Source organism: Propioniciclava tarda, from assembly GCF_900182665.1.
GTDB classification, from domain to species: Bacteria; Actinomycetota; Actinomycetes; order Propionibacteriales; family Propionibacteriaceae; genus Propioniciclava; species Propioniciclava tarda.
In genome coordinates this window covers 24,953-48,901 of record NZ_FXTL01000016.1, presented here as the reverse complement: position 1 = coordinate 48,901, position 23,949 = coordinate 24,953, and the positions used below count along the sequence as shown (strand labels likewise).

Sequence of the window (23,949 nt, the reverse complement as noted above, 5' to 3'; positions counted from 1 at the left end):
TACTGGGGTTGGTTAGTCGGGCGGTGGATCGGGATTCGGGTGGTGTCTGAGTGCTCACTGTGTCGGATATCCGAAACCTCGGGCACTCAGTCAGCCCCGATAGGGGCCGGAAGCAGTGGGGTCAGCGACCTGGGTCGCGGCGGGAGCCGGGAACAGCCGCGGACGCAGCCACAGCGAGACGTAGACGAGGGCGACCAACACGGGCACCTCGATGAGCGGACCGACCACCCCGGCCAGCGCCTGCCCGGACGTGACCCCGAAGGTGCCGATGGCGACCGCGATGGCGAGCTCGAAGTTGTTGCCGGCCGCCGTGAACGCGACCGTCGTGGCGTGCGCGTAGTCGAGCCCGGCGGCCCGGGAGGCGAACAGCGAGCCCGTCCACATCACCGCGAAGTAGGCGACGAGCGGCACCGCGATGCGGGCCACGTCGAAGGGCCGCGATGTGATCGTTTCCCCTTGCAGGGCGAACAGCAGCACGATGGTGAAGAGCAGTCCGACCAGCGCCCAAGGCCCGAGCTTCGGCAGCAGGACGGACTCGTACCAACGGCGTCCCTTGGTCTTCTCACCGACGTAGCGGGTCAGGAAGCCGGCCGCCAAAGGAATCCCCAGGAACACCAGCACCGAGACGAAGATCGCCCAGAACGAGAAGTCCGCGGACGCCGTGGGCAGGCCCAGCCAGCCCGGCAGCACGACCAGGTAGAACCAGCCGAGCGCCGAGAACGCCAGCACTTGGAACACCGAGTTGATGGCCACCAACACCGCGGCGGCCTCCCGGTCGCCGCAGGCGAGGTCGTTCCAGATCAGCACCATCGCGATGCACCGCGCGAGCCCCACGATGATCAACCCGGTGCGGTAGGCGGGCAGGTCGGGCAGGAAGACCCAGGCCAGGGCGAACATCAACGCCGGCCCGAGCACCCAGTTGAGCACCAGCGACAGGCCCATCAGGCGGCGATCGGCGGTGATCCGGCGGGTCTCGTCGTAGCGGACCTTCGCCAGCACCGGGTACATCATCACCAGTAGTCCCAGCGCGATCGGCAGCGAGACGGAGCCGATCTTGACGGCGTCCAGGGCGGAGTTCAGCCCGGGGACGAGGCGTCCGAGGGCCAGCCCCAGGGCCATGGCCGCGAGGATCCACACCGGCAGGTAGCGATCGAGAAAAGACAGCTGCTTCGCGACGGTCGGGGCAGGTGAGGTCACGACGCTCCTTGGTGATATCGACGGTTGTCGATCCGATCCAACCAGCGCGTATCGATTCCTGTCAATGTGACCCAGGCCGTCCACGTCAGGGGGCGAGGCGTCCGCAATTGGGGTCGCACACCCATGGTCGACCGGCGCAGGCGTCCCTAGGCTTGCCGACGTGAGGCGTCCGCCTCGGAAAGGCCGCAGCATGAGCGACGACAAGCAGACCCCCAGCCTCGAGGACCTGGCCGGCACCTCCCGGTTCGCCATGTTCACCACCACGGACGCCGAGGGCCGGCTCGTGAGCCGCCCGATGGCCGTGCAGGAGTACGCCGACGGGGTGTTCCGCTTCATCACCCAGGCCGCCAACGACGTCGCGCGCGACTCGGACGGCAAGCAGGTCAACCTGACACTGGTCGACTCGACCACGTGGGTGTCGGTCTCGGGCACCGGCGCGATCAACACCTCGGTCGAACTCAAGCAGCGCCTCTGGAACGTCTTCAACGACGCGTACACCACGGGCGGCCCGGAGAACCCGGACAACATCGTGCTCGAGGTCGACCCGGGCACCGTGTCGTACTGGGACAGCCCCAACGCGGCCGTCCAACTGCTCGACATGATCAAGGCCAAGGTCACGGGCACCATGCCTACGGCCGGCGATCACGGGACCTTCGACGCGTGAGCGACAGCGTCCGGCGCTGGGGAGTCGCCTACCTGCTGGCCGCCGCGACCTTCGCGGCCCTCGACGTCGTCTGGATCAGCCTCGTCGCTGGCCAGCAGTACCGGAGCCAGATCCCGCAACTGATGGCCGACAGCCCCAACGGAGCCGCCGCGGGCTTGTTCTACGCCCTTTTCGTCTGCGGCATCGTCGCGTTCGGCGTCCGGCCCCACGACCCGGACGCCTCGCTGGCGTCGCGGGCGGCGTCCGGCGCGCTCTTCGGACTGCTCGCCTACGCGACCTGGGGGCTGACCGGGGTGGCCGTGCTGAAGGGCTTCCCGTGGGGCCTGGCCCTGCTCGACATGGCGTGGGGCGCCGTCGCGAGCGGCGTCGTGACCGCGGTCACGGCGACGATCCTCGGACGCCTCAAGGCGCTCGGGTCCGGCGCTAACTGATCGCCCGCCTCGGCTTCGGCGCCGCCGTGCGGCGTCGCCACACCCAGAGCGCCACGGCCGCCGCCGGGGCGAGGAACGACGCCCAGCTGTAGTAGAAAGTGCCCGCGTCACGGACGAGGCCCCAGACGGCATAGGCGATCAAGGCTGCAGCGGCTACCGCCAGCAGCGCGCGCTCGACGGTCGGCCGGGGCAGCACCGCGGTGCCGAGCAGCAGGCCGGCCACCGCCAGGGTCGAGATGACACCCACCGTCCACTGCATGACTACCTCCGCACGTCCGTGATCACCAGGTCAGCAGGTTCGACGTGACGCCGTTGCACACTGCCCACACCTGACGACCGGCCTGGCCGAAGACCCAGAGCGGTCTATTCGTAGCACCTCCGGTGAGGACCGACGTCGTCCAGACGCTGCCATGGTCGAAAGCCCGGCACGTGTAGTCGCCGCTGAAGCATGTCGTCGACACCTGGACCCAGGCGCAGCGCATCGCTGGCAAGTACCGCGCAGATGATGTTTGTCGCCCCCCTCGGGCGCGGATTAGGGTCGCCTCACCCGGACCGTCGGTTCGGGACGGGTTGGGAGGCGTTGTGGGCAGGCTGGAGATCACCGTGAACGGGATCGTGCGGGACGCCACGGGGACGCCGCCACAGACCAACCTACTGACCTGGCTCCGCTCGATCGGCCTGACCGCCGCGAAGGAAGGCTGCGCCGAGGGCGAGTGCGGCGCCTGCGCGGTGCTCATCGTCCGCCCGGACGGCGCCCGCAGCCGTCTCGACTCCGTCAACTCGTGCCTGGTGACGCTCGGCTCCCTGCACGGCGCCGAGGTCGTCACCGTCGAGGGGCTCGGGACGCCGGATCGCCTGCATCCCACCCAGGCCGTCCTCGCCGCCGCCGGCGGCTCCCAGTGCGGCTACTGCACGCCGGGCTTCGTCTCCAGCCTCGCCGGCGAGTACTACCGCGCCGACCGGACGCCCGGGCAGCACGGCTGCGGCAACGGCGTCCACCTAGAAGCCCTCGCCGGCAACCTGTGCCGGTGCACCGGCTACCGGCCCATCAAGGACGCCGCGCTGGCGATCGAGTCGCCGCCCGCGGACGATCCTTGGGTCGAGCGCCTCGCGCAGCCCAGCTCGTGGCCCAGCCCCGTTTCGGTCTCGGACGCCGCGGGTGCGGTCGTGCGTCCGGCCAGTCTCGCCGAGGCCTTCGATGCCCTGGACGCCGACGGTGCGGCCCCCCTGGCCGGCGGCACGGACCTGAACGTGGAGCGCAACATCCTCGGCCGCACCAAGGCGACGCTGGTCGCCGTCGAGGCGCTGCCCGAGCTGCGCTGCCTGGAATTCACTGATGACCACATCGAGATCGGCGCCGGGCTCACGTTGAGCGAGATCGAGCGCCGCCTCGCCGGACGCGTCCCGCTGCTGGACGCCCTCTGGCCGCAGTTCGCCTCGCCGCTCATCCGGAACGCGGCCACGCTCGGCGGCAACCTGGGCACGGCGTCCCCGATCGGCGACAGCCCGCCGACGCTGCTGGCCCTGGAGGCGTCCGTGGTGTTGATCGGACGCCGCGGCGAACGCGAGGTGCCGCTCGCCGACTACTTCACCGGCTATCGCCAGACACTTCGCGAACCGGGAGAACTCATCAAGAGCGTGCGGGTTCCGCTGCCGCTGGCCCCGCTGACGGCGTTCCACAAGATCGCCAAGCGCCGCATGGACGACATCTCGAGCGTCGCCGTCGGCTACGCGGTCGAGCTGAGCGATGGCGTCGTGAGTCGCGTCCGGATCGGCCTGGGTGGCGTCGCCGCCACCCCGATTCGCGCGCTGGCTACCGAGGACGCCCTGCTCGGTTGCGCCTGGACCCCCGAGACGGCCGCGGCGGCGGCGTCCGTGATGAAGACCGAAGGGACGCCGATCAGCGACGCCCGGGCGAGCGCGGCCTACCGCAGCGCCATGCTGGAACAGTCGCTGCTGAAATTCTTCGCCTCGACCCGTGAGGAGGTGGCCCGATGACGAGCCTGTGGGAGCGTCCGGACGGCCCCGTCGTGGGCCAGGCCAAGCCGCACGAGAGCGCGGTCGGCCACGTCACCGGCACGGCGTACTTCACTGACGACCTCGTTGGACGCCTCACCGGCGTCCTGCACGCGTACCCGGTTCGGTCCCCGCAGACGCACGCGCTCGTCACGCGACTCGACACCGAGCCCGCGCTCGGCGTCCCGGGGGTCGTCCGAGTCCTGACCGCAGCCGACGTGCCCGGCGTCAACGACGCGGGGATTCATCACGACGAGCCGCTCTTCCCGTCCGAGGTCATGTTCCGCGGCCACGCGGTCGCCTGGGTGCTGGCCGAGTCACTCGAGGCCGCCAAGGCGGGTGCGGCGGCGGTCGTCGTCGAGTACGACCCGCTGCCGTCCATCGTTTCCATCGCGGACGCCGAGGCCGCCGGCTCGTTCCAGGGCACCACGTCCGTCGTCCGGCGGGGCGACGTGGACGCGGCGTTCGCGTCGGCGTCCCACGTCTTCTCCGGCGAACTGGAGATCGGCGGCCAGGAGCACTTCTACCTCGAGACGCACGCGGCGCTGGCCATGGTGGACGGGTCCGGGCAGGTGTTCGTGCAGTCGAGCACGCAGCACCCGAGCGAGACCCAGGAGATCACCGCGCACGTGCTCGGCCTCGGCTCGCACGCCGTCACCGTCGAGTGCCTGCGGATGGGCGGCGGCTTCGGCGGCAAGGAGTGGCAGCCCCACGGGCTGGCCGCGATCGCCGCACTGGGTGCGGTGCTGACCGGACGACCCGTCCGGCTGCGGCTGGAGCGCTCGCTCGACATCACGATGACCGGCAAGCGGCACCCCTTCCTGGCGCGCTGGAAACTCGGCTTCGACGACGAACTCCACCTCGTCGCCATGAGCGGCGAATTCATCGCCGACGGCGGCTGGTGCCTGGACCTTTCGGCCCCCGTCCTGGCCCGCGCGCTCACCCACTGCGACAACGCCTACAACATTCCCAACGTCGAGGTCGTCGGCCGCATCGCCAAGACCAACAAGACCTCGCAGACCGCCTTCCGCGGCTTCGGTGGTCCGCAGGGCATGTTGTTCATCGAGGACGCCCTGGGCCGCTGCGCGCCTCAACTCGGCGTCTCACCCGAGGACCTGCGGCGCCGCAACCTCTACCGCGACGGCGATTCGACGCCCTACGGCCAGCCGGTCAAGGACGCCGGACGCCTCGCCACGATCTGGGACCGCGCCTTCACCACCAGCGAGTTCGAGCGTCGGCGGGCCGAGGTGGACGCCTTCAACGCGGCGTCCCCGCACGTGAAGCGCGGCCTCGCGATCACCCCCCAGAAATTCGGCATCTCGTTCAACACGGCGGCGTTCAACCAGGCCGGGGCGCTCGTCCAGATCTACAAGGACGGCTCCGTCCTGATCAACCACGGCGGCACCGAGATGGGCCAGGGGCTGCACACCAAGATGATCCAGGTGGCGGCAACGGCGCTCGGCGTCCCGTACGAGCTGGTGAAGCTCGCCCCGACCCGCACCGACAAGGTGCCGAACACGTCGGCGACGGCGGCGTCCACGGGGGCCGACCTGAACGGTGCCGCGGTGAAGAACGCCTGCGACCAGCTGCGCGAGCGGCTGGCCAACGTCGCGGCAGGCTGGCTGTCGCACGACACGGTCGAGCAGTGGAACCTGCCGCTGCAGCCCGACGACGTGCGCTTCGCCGACGGGCTCGTCTACCCGGTGGGGCATCCCGAGATGGGCAAGCCGTGGGCCGAGGTCGTCAACGCCGCGTACTGGAGCCGCGTCCACCTGTCGGCGGCCGGCTTCTATCGGACCCAGGGCCTGCACTGGGACGCCAAGAACATGTGGGGCTCGCCCTTCAAGTACTTCAGCATGGGCGCGGCGGTCAGCGAGGTCGAGGTGGACGGCTTCACGGGCGCCCACCGGCTGCTGCGGGTCGACATCGTTCAAGACATCGGCAACTCGCTGAGCCCGTTGATCGACCTCGGCCAGATCGAGGGCGGGTTCGCTCAGGGCGTCGGCTGGCTGACCATGGAGGAACTGCGCTGGGACACGTCCGACGGCGAAGGCCGCGGGCGCCTGCTCACCAACTCGGCGTCCACCTACAAGCTGCCGAGCCTCGGCGAACTGCCGGAGGTCTTCAACATCGAGGTGGTGCCGAACCTGAGCGAGCGCGGCGCGATCTACGGCTCCAAGGCCGTCGGCGAGCCGCCGTTGACGCTCGCGATGAGCACCTTCGAGGCGATTCGGGACGCCGCGGCGGCGTTTGGTCCTGCTGGGCGCGATCCCAAACTCGGGCTTCCGTCGACGCCGGAGGCGGTCTTCTGGGCGCTCACCGAGGCCCGCGAGGCGTCCGCGCCGCCAAGCACCTAAGGAAACACAGATCAACGGGGTCACTCGTTGGCTGATCAACGGGGTCACTCGTTGGCTGATCAACGGGGTCACTCGTTCGCTGAGCAACGGGGTCATTCGTTGGCTGAGCTTGTCGAAGCCCTCGCACAGGCGGCTTCGACAAGCTCAGCCAGCGATCGATCAGTGCTTACCTGGGTCTCGTTATCGCCCGACTGGTAGTGCCCGCACGGTCACGACGGCCTCGCCCAGCGCCTCCGACCTGGCCGTCACGACGATCTCGCCGGGCCCGGTCGGCCGGACCACCGCCAGCGCCCGCCCGTCGAAGGTCCGCCATGTCGAACCTTCGAACCGTTCGGTCGTGCTCGGGTTCGCCGAGCACATCCCGGCCAGGACGCCGGGGCCGCTCACCTCGACGGTCACGTCGGCCTCCGCGCAGGTCACCAGCACTCCGGACGCGTCCCGCAGCTCGATGGTCACGTAGGCCAGGTCGGACGCCTCCGCGCGGATCGCCGGACGGTCGACCGACAACACCAGGGACGCCGCCCCGGCGGTCGCGAGGCCGTGGCGTCCGACCTCGTCGGAGCCTCGATAGGCGACGGCGACCAACTCACCGGGCTGGTACTCGATCGAGAACGACGCCAGCAGCGGACGCCTCTCCCCGACCGGCCCGCGCGCAACCTCCGCGCCGTTCAAGACCAAAGCCACCTCGTCGGCGTCCGCGTAGACCTCGACTTCGACGACACGCCCCTCGAATCCGGGCCACGTCCAGGCCGACACCGAATCCGACCAGGCCCACGGCGAGTTCGAGACCACCGGATCCCCGGCCCGCGACGGGCGCAGCACCGCCAGATAGGGCTCGGACCGCAGCCCGAACGCGATCTCGCGGTAGAACGACAGCGGACGCCGCCAGCCGGTGATGTCCAGGTCGCCGCACCAGGCGGTCAGCCACGGGAACTCGCGCTCCAGGCCCGGCGGGGCGGCGTCCGATGCGTAGGCGACCGACCCGATGCCGACCTCGCCGAGGTAGTCCCAGCCGGTCCAGCAGAAGTCGCCGATGACGTGCGGGTGCTCCACCACCAGCGGCCAGAGGCGTCCGATCTCGGGGCCGAAGGTCTCAGAGCCGACGATCACGCGCGCCGGGAACAGCTCGGCGTCCATCGCGTACCGGGTCTCGCCGTAGTTCAGCCCGACGACGTCCAGCACCGAATGCGATTCCGCGGTGCGGCGCGTGACGTTCTCGCCCGCGGCGGCGCCCGTCATGGACGCCCCGGGGTCCTCGGCCATCAGCTCGTTCAGCCCGCCGGCGGCGGCGACCTGGGCGGCGAAGTCGTCCATCACGGCGAGCAGCGAGTTGACGCCGTTGGTCACGAGCCGAGTCGGGTCCAGGATGCGGACGTGTTCGGCCATCGACCGAGCGAGGAAGGCGCCGTGCGGCGTCCCGACCTCGGCGATCTCGTTGCCGAGGGAGTACATGATCACGGACGGGTGGTTGCGGTCCTTGGCGACCAGCGCGGCCAGGTCGGCGCGCCACCACTGCGGGAAGTCGAGGGCGTAGTCGTAGGGGGATTTGCCGCGGACCCACATGTCGAACGCCTCGTCCATGACGAGCATGCCGAGCCGATCGCAGGCGTGCAACATCGCGGGCGAGAGCGGGTTGTGCGCCGACCGGATGGCGTTGAATCCGGCCGCCCGCAGCAGCTCGACGCGCCGCTCCTCGGCGCGCGCGATGGCGGCGCCGCCCAGCGGCCCGTTGTCGTGGTGAAGGCACGCCCCCCGCAGCTTGACGGGGCGTCCGTTGAGCAGCAGCCCCCGCTTGGGGTCGACGGCGATGGTCCGGACGCCGAACGTCACGGTCGTCTCTGCGGCGTCCAGCGACACGGACGCCTCGTACAGCGCCGGTGACTCGTCGGACCACAGCTCGGGGTCGGGCAGGTAGAACCGCTGCCGCGCCACCACCGTCTCGCCGGGCGGCACGGTCACCGGGACGCCGTCGCGGCCGACCTCCGCCCCGGACGGGCCACGCAGAACCGTCAGCAGGGACGCGGTCGCCGTCCGCGCGGACGCGTTGGCGACCCGCGTGGCGACCTCGACGACGGCCTGACCGTCGTCCACCCGGACGGTTGTCACTGTGACCCCGTCGGGCGCGACGTGCACCAGCTCGTCGACGTGCAGCACGACCGAGCGATGCAGCCCGGCGCCGGAGTACCAGCGGGAGTCCTCGCCGGTGCGCACCTCGACCCGCAGTTCGTTGGCGCCCTCGCGCAGGAACGGCGTGGCGTCCACCCAGAAGCGCGCGTAGCCGTCGGACCGGTTGCCCGCCAGCTCGTCGTTCACGTAGACCATCGCGTGCCGCATCGCCCCCTGGAATTCCAGCCTGACCAGGCAATTTGCCCACTCGGCCGGCACGTCGAACGTCTTCAGGTACGTGTACGCGCCGTTCGGGTAGTAGGCGGACGCCCCGCGCGCCGGGGCGCCCGGGGTGCGCTCGGCGTCGCGGAGGGCGTCATGCGGCAAGGTGACCGGCTTGGGGTCGGCCGTGACGCCCTGGACAACGGCGAACGGGCCCAGCGGCGTCCGGACGAACCAGTCGTGGTCGAACTCGATGCGCATGTCAGGCCGGCCCGCCCGAGGACGCCCGAATCACCAGCTCGGGCCGGAACACCTGGTGAACGTCGCGTCCGGCGCCTGACAGCAGCAGGTCCGCGGCGGCGTACCCGATCTCGTGGGTCGGCTGCCGGACCGATGTCAGCGGCGTCATCAGCTCGGACGCGAACGGCACGTCGTCGTAGCCGACGACGGCCACCCTGGACGGCATGTCGTAGCCGCGCAGCCGGCATTCCCGTTGGACGCCCAGCGCCACGATGTCGTTGATGCAGAAGAACGCGGTCGGCTTGGCAGCCTCGCCGTCGTAGACGTCGATGAAGGCGCGCTGGCCGTCGTCGGCGCTCATCCCGGGCAGCCAGCGGCTCACGATGACCTCGTCGGAGTTGAGCCCCGCCTCGACCACGGCCTGGACAGCGCCGGCGAGCCGGTCCCGGGACTGCTCCAGGTGCTCTGGACCACCCAGGTAGGCGATCCGGCGATGGCCGCGCTCGATCAGGTGCCGGACGACCTGGCGTCCACCGGAGACGTTGTCCATCCCGACCGACGCGTGCCTCTTGCTCTGCGAATCGAGCAGCACGGACGGGATGCCGAAGGCGTCCAGGCGCTCGAGGCGCTTCTTGGTCGTCTTGGTCGGCGTGATGACCAGCCCGCGGATGCCCTGCTCGGCGAACAGCTGCAGCACCCGCTCTTCACGCTCGGGGTCCTGGTCGGAGCTGGCGACCATCAGGGTGAGGTTGTCCAGCGCGAGCCGGTCCTCGATGCCTCGGGCGAGCGCGGTGTAGAAGGGGTTCGACAGGTCGAGCAGCACCGCGCCGACCGCGGTCGACTGGCCGGCCCGCAGCTGCCGCGCGGACGCGTTGCGCACGAAGTCCAGCTCGCGCATCGCCGCCTCGACGCGCTCGCGGGTGGCGTCCGCGACGGCGTCCGGTCGGTTGAGGACGTTCGAGACGGTCCCGACCGACACTCCGGCCCTCTTGGCGACGTCCTTGACCCCGGCTCGCATCACTGCCCCTTCGCTCCAACCCGGACGATCATCCCACACCGATGAATCCGTTCAGAGGCCCAGGAGACCCCTGATGTCGTCGGCGCTCAGCGGTGCGGCCAGCTCGCCGTCGTCGCCCAGCACCTCGTCGAACAGGTCCCGCTTGCGCTGCTGCAGGGCCACGACCTTCTCCTCGATGGTGTCCGCGCTGACCAGGCGGTACACCATGACGTTCTTGTCCTGACCGATGCGGTGCGTCCGGTCGATGGCCTGCAGCTCGGCGGCCGGGTTCCACCACGGGTCGAGCACGAACACGTAGTCGGCCTCGGTCAGCGTCAGCCCGAAGCCGCCCGCCTTGAGCGAGATCAGGAACGCCGGATCGTCGCCCTCCTTGAACGCCGCGATCCGCGCCGCGCGGTCGCGTGTGCGTCCGTCCAGGTACTGGTAGCGGACGCCCTCGGCGTCCAGTCGCTTGCGGACCAGCGCCAGAAACGACGTGAACTGGCTGAAGACGAGCGCCCGGTGACCCTCGGCGGCCACCTCGGTGAGCAGGTCGACGAGCGTGTCGATCTTCGCGGACGCCGCGGCGTGCGTCGGGTCGATCAGCGCCGGCGACAACGACAGCTGCCGCAGGGTCGTCAGCGAGCGCAGGATCGCGATGCGGTTGCGGGTGACGTCACCGACCAGGCCCAGGACCTTCTTGCGCTCGGCCTGTAGCTGCCGGTCGTAGAGGCGGCGGTGCGCGGGCGCAAGGTCGATCGACAGCACTTGGGTCTGCTTCGGGGGCAGGTCGGCGGCGACGGCCTCCTTCGTCCGGCGCAGCAGCACCGGCCGGATCCGCCGCCGCAGACGAGGCAGCGCGTCGGCGTCCGTCCTGCGTTCGATCGGACGCCGATAGAACTCCTCGAACGAGTCCGGACGCGGGAACAGGCCGGGGCAGGTGATCGACAGCAGGGACCACAGGTCCATGAGGTTGTTCTCGAGCGGGGTGCCCGTCAGGGCGAACCGGACGCCGGCGCGCAGCTTTCGGACGGCCTGGTAGGCCTTCGACTGGCGGTTCTTGACGAACTGCGCCTCGTCCAGCACGACCGCGCTCCAGGCGCGTTCGGCGTAGTCGGACGCCTCGAGGCGTAGCAGCGTGTACGAGGTGACGACGATGTCGGCGTCCCCGATGACCTCGGCCAGCGTCGCCCCGCGCTTGCCCCCGGTCTGGGTGATCGAGCGCACCGAGAGGCCGGGGGTGAACGTCGCGGCCTCAGCGACCCAGGTGCCCAGGACGCTCGTGGGCGCGATAACGAGCACCGGTTCGGTCAGCTCGCCGGCTTCCTTCGCGGACGCCACGGCCGTCAGCACCTGCAGCGTCTTGCCCAGCCCCATGTCGTCGGCGAGGATCCCGCCCAGCCGGGACGCCCACAAGAACCGAAGCCAGCGGAAGCCCTCGTCCTGGTACGGACGCAGGGTCGCGTTGAGGCCCGTGGGCGGCTCGACCGCGGGGATGGCGTCCAGGTTGAGCAGCCCGTCGACGGCCTTCCGCCAGGACGCCGCCTGCTCGGCGACGATCCCGAGGCCGACGAGCTCGTCCCAGAGTCCGGCGTGCTCGACGCGCAGCCGCAGCGAGCCGGGCTCGTCGGCGTCCGCCAGGTCGCGGGCCTCGGCGATGAGCTGGCGCAGGCGATCGAGCTCGGGGACGTCCAGGCTGAACCAGACGCCGGAGTCGAGGATCAGGTGATCGTCGCCGCGGCTCAGGGCCGTGAAGAGCTCCGCGAAGGGGACCGTCTCGTCGCCCAGCTTCACCTCGACGCCGAGATCGAACCAGTCGTTGTGGCCGGGGCGCTCGGCGATCCTCAGCTCGACCGTGGGCGCTTCGTCGGCCTCGCGGAAGTCTGGCAGGTCGGCGTCCAGGATCACGTCGACGGCATCGGACGCCTCCAGCGCGGGCAGCACCCGGGTGGCGAAGTCGATCAGCTCGCGTCCGGTGACCTGCTGCTCGTCGGCGACCCAGAAGCCGTCCGGCAGGGACGCCAGCAGCGCGGCTTCGGCGTCCGGGTCGCGGACCGGCGGCTCGTCGAAGCGCTGTCGCACGCTCAGGCGCGTCGTCGCGTCTCCGCTGGTGTAGGTGATCGCGCAGCGGATCAGCGCCGCGGTCTGCCCCCGCGGCGTCACGCGGACCTCGAAGCGCGGCAGCGCCGGCTCGGGTAGGTCGAGCCCATCGGCGACGATGACGCGTCCGAGGCGCCTCAGTGCGGGCAGGTAGCCGGTGGCGAACGCACCGACGTCCTCGGTCGGAACCACGAGCGGACTCGGGCTGTCGAGCAGCGCCTGCTCGGCGTCCGACGCCTGGCGCTGCAGGCCCGCCAGGATCAACTCCCCTTGTGAGAGGCAGTGCAGCCCGTGCGCGGGGCGTCCGACGACGGTCACCCGAGCACCGCGTTGGGCGCCCACGACGGCGAAGCGCCGCACGATCTCGACGCCGTCGTCGGCTTCCATGATCTCGACCACCAGCGACGCCGGGGACGCGGCGAGCCGCACCGGCGGCGTCCCGTTGGCGCTCACGAAGACGACCCCGACGGACGCCGCATGCTCGAGCGCGGACCAGACCGTCGGGCCGGCGTCGGCGAGCGACCGGACGTCGGAGGCGCCGTGGTAGTAGCGGCCGAGCGTCCCGTCGCCGTCGAGGGCGCGGCCCAGAGTCAGCAGCGCGCGGCGGTGGGCGGCGAGGTAGGAGCTGCGGTAGTCGTAGGCGAGGGCGTCCCAGGTGATGCCGGACTTGATCCACTTGCCGGACTTGCCCCAGACCAGCGGCCGCAGCCGCAGCTGCGACTCGCCCGTGAGCGTGAACTCGACCGCCAGCGGGGCGCCTTGGTGCACGGCGGACGCGGCGGCGGCGACCTCGCGGAGGGTGCGCTCCCAGGCGGGGACGATCCGGGTCGCGGCCTGGGCCTGGGCGGCGATGATGACCGCGACGCCGTGCTTGCAGTCGTGGCCGATCGGGCAGGTGCAGCGGACGTGGACCGTGATCCCGCGCGGACCCTGGCCCTGGATGACGGTCGTCTTGTAGGTCGACCCGCCGCCCACCTTGGCCGTGATGATCGTGGTGCCCGGGGCCTGCTCGATCTGGATGTCGCGGACGCGTCCCTGCACGGCATAGGCCCGGCCGCGCATGAACGTATCCGGCCCGAACCGCAGGCGCAGGGCGGCGACCGTCCAGTCCCGTCCCCAGGGTGCTTCGCTCACGGGGCGTCCTTGGTGCGCGGCTGGCCCTTCTCGGGGTGATGAACCGTGATCGGCAGGAAGCTCAGGTCGACGACGTACTCGACGTCGGCGTCGAAGTCGGTGTCGCGACGCGCAACGTCCAGGGCCTGGATCTCGTCGAGGATGGTACACAGGCGCGCCCAGTAGTCGTCGGCCTCGTCACGCGTGAGGTGGACCGTGTAGAGGTTCTGGACGCCGTGCCAGGCCCGGTCGTGGTTCAGCGCGTACGAGCGGCGTTCGAGCTGGCCGCGCAGGTCGGAGGTCAGCGTGTGCAGGTCGGCCGCGACGGGCTGGCTCGCCGGATCGTTCGGGTCGTACGTCAGTCCGGACGGGTTGGCGAGGGTCCACCAGGTCTCGCGTCCGTCGGTGTGGTGCTTGGACGCCGTCTTGGCGATGAGTCCCGCCTCGGCCAGCAGCTTGAGGTGATACGAGACCTTGTTGACCGGCTCGCCCACGGCGGCAGCGAGATCACCGGTGCGCAGCTGCGCGGTCGAACCGAGCTCCCAGACCAGGCGGACGCGGATCGGGTGGGCGAGGACGCGCATCGTGGCCGCGTCCAGCATGACCGGCTCGGGCAGCTGGGGTCGCGGCGCCTCGGTCACAGCGGGGCCTCCTCCCAACGGTCCGGTCTGGGGATCGAGCGTACGGCGTCCGAGAGTGCGGCGGCGACCGTGGCCAGGGCGAGGATGGCCAAGAAGGCGCCCATCGTCGGGGTGAGGCCGACGGCCGGCAGGAGGAGTCCGGCGGCCAGGGGCGCGAGGGCGGACAGCCCGCCGACGAAGAGTCCCAGCAGGGTCTGGACGCGGCCCTGCAGTTCGACGGGCGTCTGGGCGAACAGGTAGCCGCCCATCGCGGCGTTGAGGGCGGGCAGGAGCAGGCCGCCGAGGCCCATCGCACCTAGCCAGATAGGGTAGGAGTCGGTCAGGGCGGTGGGGATCTGGCACAGGGTGACCCAAATGAGGGCGGCGATGGCGAGACCTCCGGTCGGCACGCGCTGGACGAGGCGTCCGGCCAGGAGCGCGCCCAGGAGGAACGAGCCCGAGAGGACGGCCGAGAGGGTGCCGATCTGGACCGGGCTGGCGCCGCGCTCGAGCAGCGCCAGTTGCAGCGTGAACATGACACCGGCCTCGCCCACGTTGACGGCGGCGAAGATCGGCAGCATGACCTGGAGGCGGCGCTTCGACCACAGCCACCGCCAAGCGTGGGCGATCTCGCGCACGATGGACGTCCGGTCGAAGGCGGGCGGCGTCAGGTCGGTCTTGATGCCCCAGGTGGACGCCGCGAGCGTCGCATAACCGAGCAGGGCCGTCAGGAACGGCGCGGCCAGGCTCACGGCGTACAGAGCGCCGCCGAGTGGTCCGGCAGCAAGCTGGACGCCGGCGTCCCGGCCCTCGTTGGTGGCCATGGCCTTGGGGTAGTCGGACTGATCCACGATCGTCCGGAGCGCGGCGTCCGTGGCGTAGCCGAAGAGTCCGGCGAAGGCGGCGCCGATGGTGGCGAGGGCGAAGAAGAGCCAAAACGTGAGGCGTCCGCTGAGGGCTAGGAGGCCGACGGCCGCCCAGATGGACGCCCCGGCGAGGGCGTAGCCGCGGATGATCCGGCGGCGGTCGTGACGATCGATCAGGACGCCGCCGGGCAGTGACGCAGCGGTGGCGACCGCGACCTGGACGGCGCCGAGGAGGCCGGCGAGGGCCGGTGATCCCGACAGCGCGTAGGCCGCCAGCGGGACCGCGAACTGCCTGATCGCGATCGCCGACGCGCCCGCGGTGTCGCCGACGAACCACCAGCGGTAGTCGCGGCTCTTGAAGAGGTTCACGGGCCCAAAGCTAAAAGATCAAATCCTCTTGCGCAATGGTCTTTGATCAAAGTTGTCTGAGCGGTGATGGGCGACGCTCGCGCCCCGGACGACGGGGCCGCGGGCGCCAGCCACCCTGAATGTTCACCCGGGGCTGCGCGCTAACGCCTACCTCGCACTTTGATGCCGAGGATGCATCCTCGGCATCGCTGCCGATCCTCGGCATCCTCGACCAGCCTCGGCCCGCTCAGCGTCCGTCGCGCGGCTTCGTCGCCCGGATGAACGCGCTCGCGAACGCGCCGTCGAGGGTGGCGATGGCGTCGTCGATGGAGGTGCCCGGCGGCAGCTGACTCGGATCGAGCGATCCGGCGAGCTCTTCGAGCTCGGCGCGGTCGTAGCTCCGCGTGACCTGGACGCCGGCGTCCGTGAATCCGGCAGCCGTCAGCTTGGCGACGTAGTCCCGATCGAGCAGGGACCCGGAGATGCAGCCGGTCCAGAGGGAGACGACGCGACGGAGGGCGTCCGGGATCTCGCGAAGCAGCACGATGTCGGAGACGGCGAAGCGTCCGCCCGGGCGCAGCACGCGGAACGACTCGGCCAGGACGGCGTCCTTGTCGGGCGACAGGTTGATGACGCAGTTGGAGATGACGACGTCGACGGACGCGTCGGGCAGCGGCACCTGCTCGATCTGCCCTTTGAGGAAGGTGGCGTTCGTCACGCCGGCCTCGGCCTGGTTGCGGCGGGCCAGGGCGAGCATGTCGTCGGTCATGTCGAGGCCGTAGGCATGGCCGTCCGGGGCGACGCGGCGGGCGGACAGCAGCACGTCGAGTCCGCCACCGGAGCCGAGGTCGAGCACCACCTCACCCGGCGTCAGTTCGGCGAGCGCGGTCGGGTTTCCACAGCCGAGGGAAGCCGCGAGCGCGGCATCGAAGGGCGTCGAGGGGTCGTAGAGGTTGCGTGAGATGGGGTCGACGGCGCCGATCGTGCCCGCCTTGGCGCCTTCCCCGCAGCAGCCCGTCGGGCCACAGCAGGACGCCGTCGCCGGCGCATCCAGCACCTGCAGTTGGGCGCGTGCGGCCGCGCCGTAGCGTTCCTTGACCACCTCGTGAACGTCGCCCTCGTTGCCGATCGTCGCCATCGCCCTCTCCGTCCCAGCCTCTATGACTCACTTGAATCGACGTTTGTCGAATCAATCGCAGTGTGGACCTCTGTTTCGAAAACTGTCAAGATCGTCCCATGAAGGGTGATGCGAGCAGGGTCACCGCGTTGGTCAGGGCTGCCACGAAGGCGGTGCCGGGGACGAACTCCCCCACCATGGGCGGCTGTTGCGGCGCCTCGCGCGAGACGCATCCGGTGGCGGGGCTGGCGACGGCCGATGCCGACCGGTTGGCGGCCATGTTCAAGGCCCTCGGCGAACCTGTGCGACTACGGATGATGGCGATGATCGCCGCCACGGACGAGCTGTGCGTGTGCGAGATCACGCCCGCGTTTGAGTTGTCCTCTGCGACCGTGTCGCACCACCTCAAGACCCTCCGAGCAGCGGGACTGATCGACGGCGAGCGCCGAGGCACGTTCGTCTACTACTGGGCCCAGCCGGACGCCCTTGATGCCCTGGCCGACCTGCTGGGCCACCGCTGCGTGCGCACCAAGTAGCGTCCGGGCACCCCACCGCGGCGCACTCCGTGTCGGGCGACGATTGCCCCGCGGTGGCAGGTTCGCTGCCGCGGACAACGGCGGGGGCGACCCTCGACGACAGTTTCGTTGCCGCGGACAAAGGCGGGGTCGCCCCTCGCCCGTGGAGACGCAAGCCTCCTCGTTCCTTGGAGCCTGGCGTCTCCTTTACGCCCGACCGCACCCGGGACGACCCCGCCGCCGTCCGCTTCTGGGTGCCGTCCGTGCCCCTTGAGTCCAAGGCCGGGGCCGCCGTCCCGAACGAAGTTGGCTGGCCTACAGCGCAACGTGCCGTTGAAGCGGAGGACGCCGATGCCGGCCTGGGTGCGGTCGGGCGTAAAGCCGGGAGACCGCGAGGAACGAGCGGGGTCGCCGGACTCACGGGCGAGGACGGCATCGGCGTCCGCAGCGGAACGTCACTCGACCACCCACAACCCCAACGACATCGCCAGGCAACCCACTGCCCACTACCGGCGGAGTTGCTGTTCTCCTACAACAGCAACTCCGCCTGCACCGTCTTGACGCCGCAGCCATACCCGGTATCTACTTTTACATACCCGGTATGAAAGGCGCTTCCCCATGTCGATCAAGTACGGACTCCTCGCGATCCTTGACGAGTCCCCCGCCTACGGCTACCAGCTCAAGACCGAGTTCGAGCGCCGGACGGCGTCCGCGTGGCCGCTGAACATCGGGCAGGTCTACACGACCCTCGACCGTCTTTCGCGCGACGGCCTCGTCACCCCGCTCGACCCGACCGACGACACCCGTACCTACGCGATCACTCCCGCGGGCCGCGCCGAACTCAAGACCTGGTTCACCACCCCGATCGAGCAGACCACCCCGCCCCGCAACGACCTGGCGATCAAGCTGGCGCTCGCGGCGTCCACTCATGCGGATCTCACCGCGATCATCCAGGCCCAGCGCACCGCAACGATGCGGACGCTGCAGCACTACACCTTGGCCAAGCGCCAGGCGGACGCCTCCGACACGGCTTGGCTCATGGTTGTCGAGTTGATGATCTTCACCGCCGAGGCCGAGATCCGTTGGCTCGATCACTGCGAGGGCCTCGCGAGTCGTCCCACCCCCACCCGCTCGGACGCCCCAGCCGCGGTCACCGCCCCGGCGCAGTCGAAAGACAAGGCCGTCCGATGAGCGTCTTGCAGTTGGACGCCGTCACGCGCATCTACGGTGCGGGGGCGTCCGAGGTGCGCGCCCTGGACGACGTGACCCTCACCGTCGACGAGGGCGACTTCGTGGCGATCATGGGCCCCTCGGGTTCGGGCAAGTCGACGCTGCTCGCGATCGCCGGGGGCCTGGACCAGGGCTGGACCGGCTCCGTCACCGTCGCCGGCCACCCGCTCCAAGGCCTCAAGCGGGACGCCCTCGCCCGTCTCCGACGACGCCACGTCGGCTACGTCTTCCAGGACTACAACCTGGTCCCCACCCTCAACGTCATCGAGAACGTCGCCCTGCCGCTCGAGCTCGACCGCACCGATCCCAGCTGGGCGCGCCAGTCCGCCCGCGCGGCCCTCAAACGGCTCGGCATCGCCGACTTGGCCGGACGCCGCCTCGACCAGATCTCCGGCGGCCAGCGCCAACGCGTCGCGATCGCCCGCGCGATCGTCGGCGACCGCAAGCTGGTCCTCGCCGACGAGCCCACCGGCGCCCTGGACTCGGCCACCGGCGACGACGTCATGCAGCGCCTGCGCCTGCTCGCCGACGACGGCGTCGCCGTCGTCCTCGTCACCCACGAGGCCCGCCACGCCGGCTGGGCCGACCGGATCGTCTTCCTCCGCGACGGCCGCGTCGTCGACTCGACCCGCGTCGCCAACGACCCCGCCGTCCTGTTGGCCGGCGCCTGATGTTCAAGATGCCGGACGCCGCACGCGCCAGTTCGCCTCGTGCTCGGCGCTTCCCGTCCGTCGCCCAGCGGCTGGCCTGGCGCGACGTGCTAGCCCACCGCGGACGCAGCCTGCTCGTCGCCGTCCTGATCGGGCTGCCGGTGGCCGGCGTGGTCGCCGGAGTGACGCTCGCGGCGTCCGGCTACCCGACGCCTCAACAGCGGGTGGCGCGGCAGCTGGGCCAGGCCCAGGCGTCGTTGACGCCCGGCAACGTCTACGGGGACAGGAGCTTATGCCCGCAGACCGCCAACGGTCTGAGCCTGTGCAGCGACGAGCGCAGGCTGGTCAAGCTGGCGGGCCCGCCCGCGGCACCGAGCTCCGCAGTTCCGCCCGGTTACCGGACGCTCACCATCTCGGTCGGCCGCGCGAAGGTGCAGCGCAGCCTCTCCGACGGCCAAAAGCTGCCTACCGAGGTGCTGCTGAAGGTCGTGGACGCCGCCTCGCCCGACGTCGCCGGCCGCTGGGACCTCGCCGCGGGCAGCTACCCGACCGGGGCGTCCGTGCTGGTTAGCCGCACCTTCAGCCGCGACTTCGCCAAGGGCGTCGGCGACACCATCGAAACGCCGAAGGGCGTCTTCACGATCGCGGGCGTACTGTCGTCGCCGACGCTGTGGGACGCGACGGTCTTCGCATCGCCGAACCACCCGCTGGCCGTGGGCGCCGCCGAGGACGAAGTGCTGCTGTTCGGTGAGCGACCGTTCACGATGATGGACGTGGCAGCGGCCAACCAGGCCGGGGTGTTCGCCTATGGACGCCAACTGCTGCTCACCTCGCCGCGCAGCCTCTACGACGACCTCGGGGGTCAGTGGTTCACGGCGACGGTTCTGATCGGCTCGCTGGCAATGGTCCTGATCACATTCGTCGCAGGCTCGGCGTTCGCGATCGGCGTCCGGTCGTCGCGCCGCCAGCTCGGGCTGCTCGGCGCCGTCGGCGCCCCGACCCGCACGCTGCGGCGCATCACGCTGTGGAACGCCATCTGGATCGCCGGACTCGGCACCCTGGCCGGGCTCGCCGTCGGGCTGGTCGGTGGGGCCTCGGCGGTCGCCGCCGTCGCCACCACCGACCGCTCCTACCCGATCTGGGGGCTCAACATCACCCCGGGCGGCGTCGCAATCGCCGCGTGCTTGGGCATCGCGTCCGGACTGCTGGCGGCCATCGCCCCCACCCATTGGGTGGGCAAGGTGGACGCCCTCGAGGCGGTCCGCTCTCCGGAAGGTCAGGCGCCGCCCGCCCGCATCCCGTTCGGCGGACTGATCGTCCTCGCGCTCGGCGGCGTGGCCTACGCCGCGGCCACGGTGCTGGCTCAAGAGCGGCGACCTGGCTCGGTGCGTCGCGCCCTGATCACGGCCTGCGAGGCGGGCATCGTGGTGGCGCTCGTCCTGGGGACGGTTCTTTGCCTGGCTCCGGCCATCTCGGGCCTGGCGCGGCTCGCGCCGCGGCGTCCGCTGGCGATGCGGGTGGTGCTGCGCGACCTGGACCGCCACCGCGGACGCGTCGTGCCCGCGGTTGGCGCCGTGCTCACGGCCGCGACGCTGGCGTCCGCGCTGATGACGCTGACCCAAGGCGCGCTGGCCGCGCAGCGGGCCGAGCGCGTCTGGCTCGTGCACCCGATGCACGTGCTGCTCAGCGCCCAGGACGGTCCCACCGCCCAGCCCCGCGACCTCACCGCCGCCGCCAACGCGGTCGACGCCCTGCTGGGCGTCACCGCCACCTCGACCAAGCTTGTCCAGGGCTCCGTCGTGCTTGAAGTGCCCGAGTCCAACAGGTGCCCCGACCAGGAGTTCCCCAACCGCGAGGACTGGCGCTGCGTCTGGCCGGTCGCGATGGGAGGTGCCGACTACCAGACGGTGGTCGGCGGCCCGTCCGAGCTGCAGGTGTTGCTGGGTCGCGTCCCAACGACCGCCGAGACGGACGCGCTGGCGTCCGGCGTCGTGCTGACGACCCAGCGGGCGGCGGTCGCCGACGGGCAGGTGCTCGTGCTGGTCATCCCGGCGGACCGGAGCGAAGCGATCGCCGAGAACGAGGGCGAGCAAACCGCGATCAAGCCCATACCGCACGCGGGGCTGCTGATGAGCGTCCCTGACGGGGTCGCCGGCTGGTCCTTCATGAGCCCCGAGACGGCGAAGAAGCTGGGCATCGTCACCTATCCCGGGTCGCTCGTGCTCGACGTCGGACGCCGCGTCACCGCCGACGAGAACGACCGCTTGCAGGCCAGGCTGGCCTCACTCGGCGTCCAGAACGTCGCCCTTCCGCGCGACCCGAACCGTCCGGAAGAGCCCATCGTCTGGGCCGTGCTCGGCGTCGCTACCCTGCTGGTGCTGATGGTCGCCGGACTGACCACTGCGCTGGCCGTCGCCGACGGCGTCCGGGACGAGTCGACGCTCGCCGCGATCGGGGCACCGCCGAAGCTGCGCAAGGCCACCACAGCCGCCCACCTGGCGGTGGTGGTCTTCCTGGGCTGCGTGGTCGGCTCGGCGGTCGGCGTAGCGCTGGTCAAGGTGCTGAATCAGTTCGGGTTCGAACACCTCTACACTGGCGCCTTCGCGATCCCCTGGACGCACCTGGCGGTGCTGATCGTGGGCGTCCCGGCGGTCGGGGCGGCGGTCGCGTGGGTGGTGACGCCGGCGTCCAAGGCGCTGGCGCGCCGCCGGGATTGACCGCTGGCTACATTGGAGTCAGGCCCACCTAGAAAGGTCACCCCCATGCCCGGTGCGTTGCTGAGCATCCTGCCCATCCTCATCGCTGTCGTCGCCGTTTTGGCGCTCGCGTTCGTCCTGTTCAAGGCGTCCTGGCGGGTCGCGGAGCCGAATGAAGCCCTCATCATCTCCGGACGCAACGTCGGCGACGGCGCCGCGATCACCACGGGCGCGGACGAGTCGATGCGGTTCCGCATCATCACCGGCCAGGGCACCCTGGTGATCCCCGGCATCGAGACCGTCCGGCGCCTCGACCTGAACCTCATCGAGACCAACCTCACCATCAAGTGCCGCACCCGCCAGGCCATCGACGTCAACATCGAGGGCAGCGTGATCTTCAAGATCGGCGACACCTACGGCGAGATCGCCAACGCCGCCCGCCGCTTCCTGGGCAAGGACCCGGCCTACATGCTCAACCAGGTTCACTCGATTTTCGCGGGCCACCTCCGCGCCATCGTCGGCAACATGACGATGGAGGAGCTGCTCAGCGACCGCGACAAGCTGCGCGACGAGGTCCGCGCGGCGTCCAGCACCGAGATGGCGAACCTGGGCCTCAAGATCGACTCGATGCAGCTGCTCGAGATCGAGGACCCGTCCGGTTACATCGGTTTGATTCGGACGCCGCACGTCGCGGCCGCCGAGGCTGTCGCCCGCATGGCGAAGGCCCAGCAGGATCAGACCGCCACTGAGAAGGAACAGGCCGCCGCGATCGCCATGGCCGAGGCGCGCACGGCCGCGACGAAGCGTCAGGCCGAACTGCAGGCCGAGGCCGAGACCGCGCTGAAGAAGGCTGCGCAGGCCGGTCCGCTCGCGGACGCCATCGCCAAGCAGCAGGTCGTCGAGGCCGAGACCCGCACCGCCGAACTGCGCGCCGACCTGACGGCCAAGCAGCTCGAGACCGACGTCCGCAAGCCCGCGGACGCCGAGGCCTACGCCGCCAAGGTCACGGCCGAGGGCAAGAGGGACGCCGACATCGCGGCGTCCGAGGCCGCCGCCCGGCAGGTCCAGCTGAGCGCGGCCGCTGAGGCGGAGCGCGTCAAGGTCAGCGCCGCCGCCAACGCCGAGAGCGTGAAGCTCGCCGCGGAGGCCGAGGCCGCCCGCACGAAGCTGCAGGCCGAGGCGAACGCCAACGCCACCCGCGCGACCGGCGAGGCCGAGGCCGCCGCCACCCAGGCCAAGGGGCTCGCCTCCGCCAAGGCCGTCCAGGCCGCCGGCGAGGCCGAGGCCGCCGCGATGAGCGCCCGTGCCGACGCGCTGGCCAAGGGCCAGGACGGCCTCATCGCCCAGCAGGTCGCCACCAACATGCCGGCCATCGTCGAGGCCGCCGTGAAGCCGTTCGCCAACATCAAGGACCTCACCGTCCTCAACGGCGGCGAGGGCCTCGGCCAGGTCGTCGTCGGCGCGATCATGAAGGCCCGCGACCTGATCCCGCAGATCATGTCGATGACCTCCGACATCGCCGCGTCGTCGAAGTCCAAAGAGAAGAGCTAGGGGCGCCGCATGTCGCGACACCTGGTTGGCAAGGTCGGACGCGTCACCGGGACGATTCGTCCCGGTGGCGTGGGCGAAGTTGAACTGCCCTTCGGCGGCGGATCGAACACCTACCTCGCCTACCCGTACGACGGCGAGACGACCATCGGCGTCGGCAAGTCCGTCGAGGTCGTCGCGTTCACCCCGCCCAGCTCGGTGCACGTCCGGGAGCTCAACCGCGCGCCCGGCGTCCGCTACGAAGGGGACGCCGCGCCCCGCTGACGTCGAACGCCGACCTCGCGCATCAACGCCGACCTTCCACCTCCCTGCCGAGGATGCAAGCTCGGCACGAAGGTGGAACCTCGGCCCCGACGCGCTCAGCCAACGGCGTCCGGGCCGCGGCGTCCGAAGCCGACGGCGTCCGGGCTTAACGACGAAGGCACCCGGCTCAGCCGGGTGCCTTCGTGGAATTCAGTCTGAGGCGAAGCTCAGTTGATGACCGTGATGTTGGCGGCCTGGATGCCCTTCGGGCCGGGAACGGTGTCGTAGGAGACACGATCGTTCTCGTTGAGGGTGCGGAAGCCGTTGCTCTTGATGGCGGAGAAGTGCGCGAACACGTCGGCCGAGCCATCCTCGGGAGCGATGAAGCCGAAGCCCTTGTCAGCGTTGAACCACTTGACGGTGCCGATAGCCATGGGGGTACTTCCTTTCGAGAAGCGGAGCGAACACGGACCTCGTGACGCTCAGTGATGCTGACTGCTACAAACGCTTCCGAAGGACTTCCACACCGTTTCAGGCGGTGGTTCAACCAAACAGCTCACGAAATATCAACCAAACAACACGTCCAAACTTATCAGGTCGCCCGAACGAAACCTAACCCTGCGACGTCCGAACGGCGCTCACCCGCCAGTACCCACTGCCTAGTCGCCCGGAC

General features: G+C 70.5%; 19 protein-coding genes. 10 read left to right on the top strand and 9 right to left on the bottom strand.

Annotated features, from left to right (window positions below; all coding sequences use genetic code 11):
• Positions 1 to 90: 90 nt before the first annotated feature.
• Positions 91 to 1,197: an ACR3 family arsenite efflux transporter gene (gene arsB, locus FN821_RS11570; protein ID WP_277751032.1), complete on the bottom strand. Its 1,107-nt coding sequence runs from the start codon at positions 1,195 to 1,197 to the stop codon at positions 91 to 93.
• A gap of 190 nt (positions 1,198 to 1,387) precedes the next feature.
• On the opposite strand from arsB, the gene FN821_RS11565 reads away from it, so the two are divergent.
• On the top strand, positions 1,388 to 1,861 hold the full coding sequence (locus tag FN821_RS11565; protein ID WP_131172763.1) for a pyridoxamine 5'-phosphate oxidase family protein: 474 nt from the start codon (positions 1,388 to 1,390) through the stop codon (positions 1,859 to 1,861).
• Positions 1,858 to 2,292 carry a DUF2177 family protein gene (locus FN821_RS11560; RefSeq protein ID WP_131172762.1) on the top strand — a complete coding sequence of 145 codons (435 nt, stop codon included), beginning with the start codon at positions 1,858 to 1,860 and terminating at the stop codon, positions 2,290 to 2,292. Before FN821_RS11565 ends, FN821_RS11560 begins: the two co-directional genes overlap by 4 nt.
• Here the strand turns inward: FN821_RS11560 and FN821_RS11555 are convergent.
• The gene (locus tag FN821_RS11555) at positions 2,285 to 2,551 is read right to left on the bottom strand and encodes a hypothetical protein (protein WP_131172761.1); all 267 of its coding nucleotides are present in this window, start codon (positions 2,549 to 2,551) and stop codon (positions 2,285 to 2,287) included. The genes FN821_RS11560 and FN821_RS11555 overlap by 8 nt on opposite strands.
• A 323-nt stretch (positions 2,552 to 2,874) precedes the next feature.
• On the opposite strand from FN821_RS11555, the gene FN821_RS11550 reads away from it, so the two are divergent.
• Entirely contained in the window at positions 2,875 to 4,290 is a 1,416-nt protein-coding gene (locus FN821_RS11550) for a xanthine dehydrogenase small subunit (RefSeq protein ID WP_131172760.1), read from the top strand.
• Positions 4,287 to 6,665 (top strand): xanthine dehydrogenase molybdopterin binding subunit, encoded by a 2,379-nt coding sequence (xdhB, locus tag FN821_RS11545; protein ID WP_131172759.1) that lies wholly within the window; start codon positions 4,287 to 4,289, stop codon positions 6,663 to 6,665. The genes FN821_RS11550 and xdhB overlap by 4 nt, the downstream gene beginning before the upstream one ends.
• A gap of 180 nt (positions 6,666 to 6,845) precedes the next feature.
• Here xdhB and FN821_RS11540 read toward each other — a convergent pair whose 3' ends face one another.
• The 6 genes from FN821_RS11540 to arsM all read right to left on the bottom strand — a co-directional run bounded on the left by FN821_RS11540 (position 6,846) and on the right by arsM (position 16,415).
• Positions 6,846 to 9,254 (bottom strand): glycoside hydrolase family 2 TIM barrel-domain containing protein, encoded by a 2,409-nt coding sequence (locus FN821_RS11540; RefSeq protein ID WP_131172758.1) that lies wholly within the window; start codon positions 9,252 to 9,254, stop codon positions 6,846 to 6,848.
• Position 9,255: 1 nt separating this feature from the next.
• Positions 9,256 to 10,251, bottom strand: a complete 996-nt coding sequence (locus FN821_RS11535; RefSeq protein ID WP_131172757.1) for a LacI family DNA-binding transcriptional regulator — start codon at positions 10,249 to 10,251, stop codon at positions 9,256 to 9,258.
• Positions 10,252 to 10,302: 51 nt separating this feature from the next.
• Positions 10,303 to 13,464: a DEAD/DEAH box helicase gene (locus FN821_RS11530; protein WP_206662100.1), complete on the bottom strand. Its 3,162-nt coding sequence runs from the start codon at positions 13,462 to 13,464 to the stop codon at positions 10,303 to 10,305.
• Positions 13,461 to 14,084, bottom strand: coding sequence for an ArsR/SmtB family transcription factor (locus tag FN821_RS11525; protein ID WP_131172756.1), 624 nt, complete (start codon positions 14,082 to 14,084; stop codon positions 13,461 to 13,463). The genes FN821_RS11530 and FN821_RS11525 overlap by 4 nt, the downstream gene beginning before the upstream one ends.
• The gene (locus tag FN821_RS11520) at positions 14,081 to 15,298 is read right to left on the bottom strand and encodes an MFS transporter (RefSeq protein WP_131172755.1); all 1,218 of its coding nucleotides are present in this window, start codon (positions 15,296 to 15,298) and stop codon (positions 14,081 to 14,083) included. The genes FN821_RS11525 and FN821_RS11520 overlap by 4 nt, the downstream gene beginning before the upstream one ends.
• A 226-nt stretch (positions 15,299 to 15,524) precedes the next feature.
• Positions 15,525 to 16,415, bottom strand: coding sequence for an arsenite methyltransferase (gene arsM, locus FN821_RS11515; RefSeq protein WP_131172754.1), 891 nt, complete (start codon positions 16,413 to 16,415; stop codon positions 15,525 to 15,527).
• A gap of 98 nt (positions 16,416 to 16,513) precedes the next feature.
• On the opposite strand from arsM, the gene FN821_RS11510 reads away from it, so the two are divergent.
• The 6 genes from FN821_RS11510 to FN821_RS11485 all read left to right on the top strand — a co-directional run bounded on the left by FN821_RS11510 (position 16,514) and on the right by FN821_RS11485 (position 23,297).
• Positions 16,514 to 16,930, top strand: a complete 417-nt coding sequence (locus FN821_RS11510) for an ArsR/SmtB family transcription factor (protein WP_241660235.1) — start codon at positions 16,514 to 16,516, stop codon at positions 16,928 to 16,930.
• A gap of 597 nt (positions 16,931 to 17,527) precedes the next feature.
• Positions 17,528 to 18,100 (top strand): PadR family transcriptional regulator, encoded by a 573-nt coding sequence (locus FN821_RS11505; protein ID WP_131172753.1) that lies wholly within the window; start codon positions 17,528 to 17,530, stop codon positions 18,098 to 18,100.
• Positions 18,097 to 18,810 (top strand): ABC transporter ATP-binding protein, encoded by a 714-nt coding sequence (locus tag FN821_RS11500; protein ID WP_131172752.1) that lies wholly within the window; start codon positions 18,097 to 18,099, stop codon positions 18,808 to 18,810. Before FN821_RS11505 ends, FN821_RS11500 begins: the two co-directional genes overlap by 4 nt.
• Complete coding sequence (locus FN821_RS11495) at positions 18,810 to 21,506, top strand: ABC transporter permease (RefSeq protein WP_131172751.1); 2,697 nt, start codon at positions 18,810 to 18,812, stop codon at positions 21,504 to 21,506. Before FN821_RS11500 ends, FN821_RS11495 begins: the two co-directional genes overlap by 1 nt.
• 45 nt (positions 21,507 to 21,551) lie before the next feature.
• Complete coding sequence (locus FN821_RS11490; RefSeq protein WP_131172750.1) at positions 21,552 to 23,036, top strand: SPFH domain-containing protein; 1,485 nt, start codon at positions 21,552 to 21,554, stop codon at positions 23,034 to 23,036.
• 9 nt (positions 23,037 to 23,045) lie between these two features.
• Entirely contained in the window at positions 23,046 to 23,297 is a 252-nt protein-coding gene (locus tag FN821_RS11485) for a hypothetical protein (RefSeq protein ID WP_131172749.1), read from the top strand.
• 206 nt (positions 23,298 to 23,503) lie between these two features.
• On the opposite strand, the gene FN821_RS11480 is transcribed toward FN821_RS11485, so the two are convergent.
• Complete coding sequence (locus FN821_RS11480) at positions 23,504 to 23,710, bottom strand: cold-shock protein (RefSeq protein WP_131172748.1); 207 nt, start codon at positions 23,708 to 23,710, stop codon at positions 23,504 to 23,506.
• Positions 23,711 to 23,949: the final 239 nt, after the last annotated feature.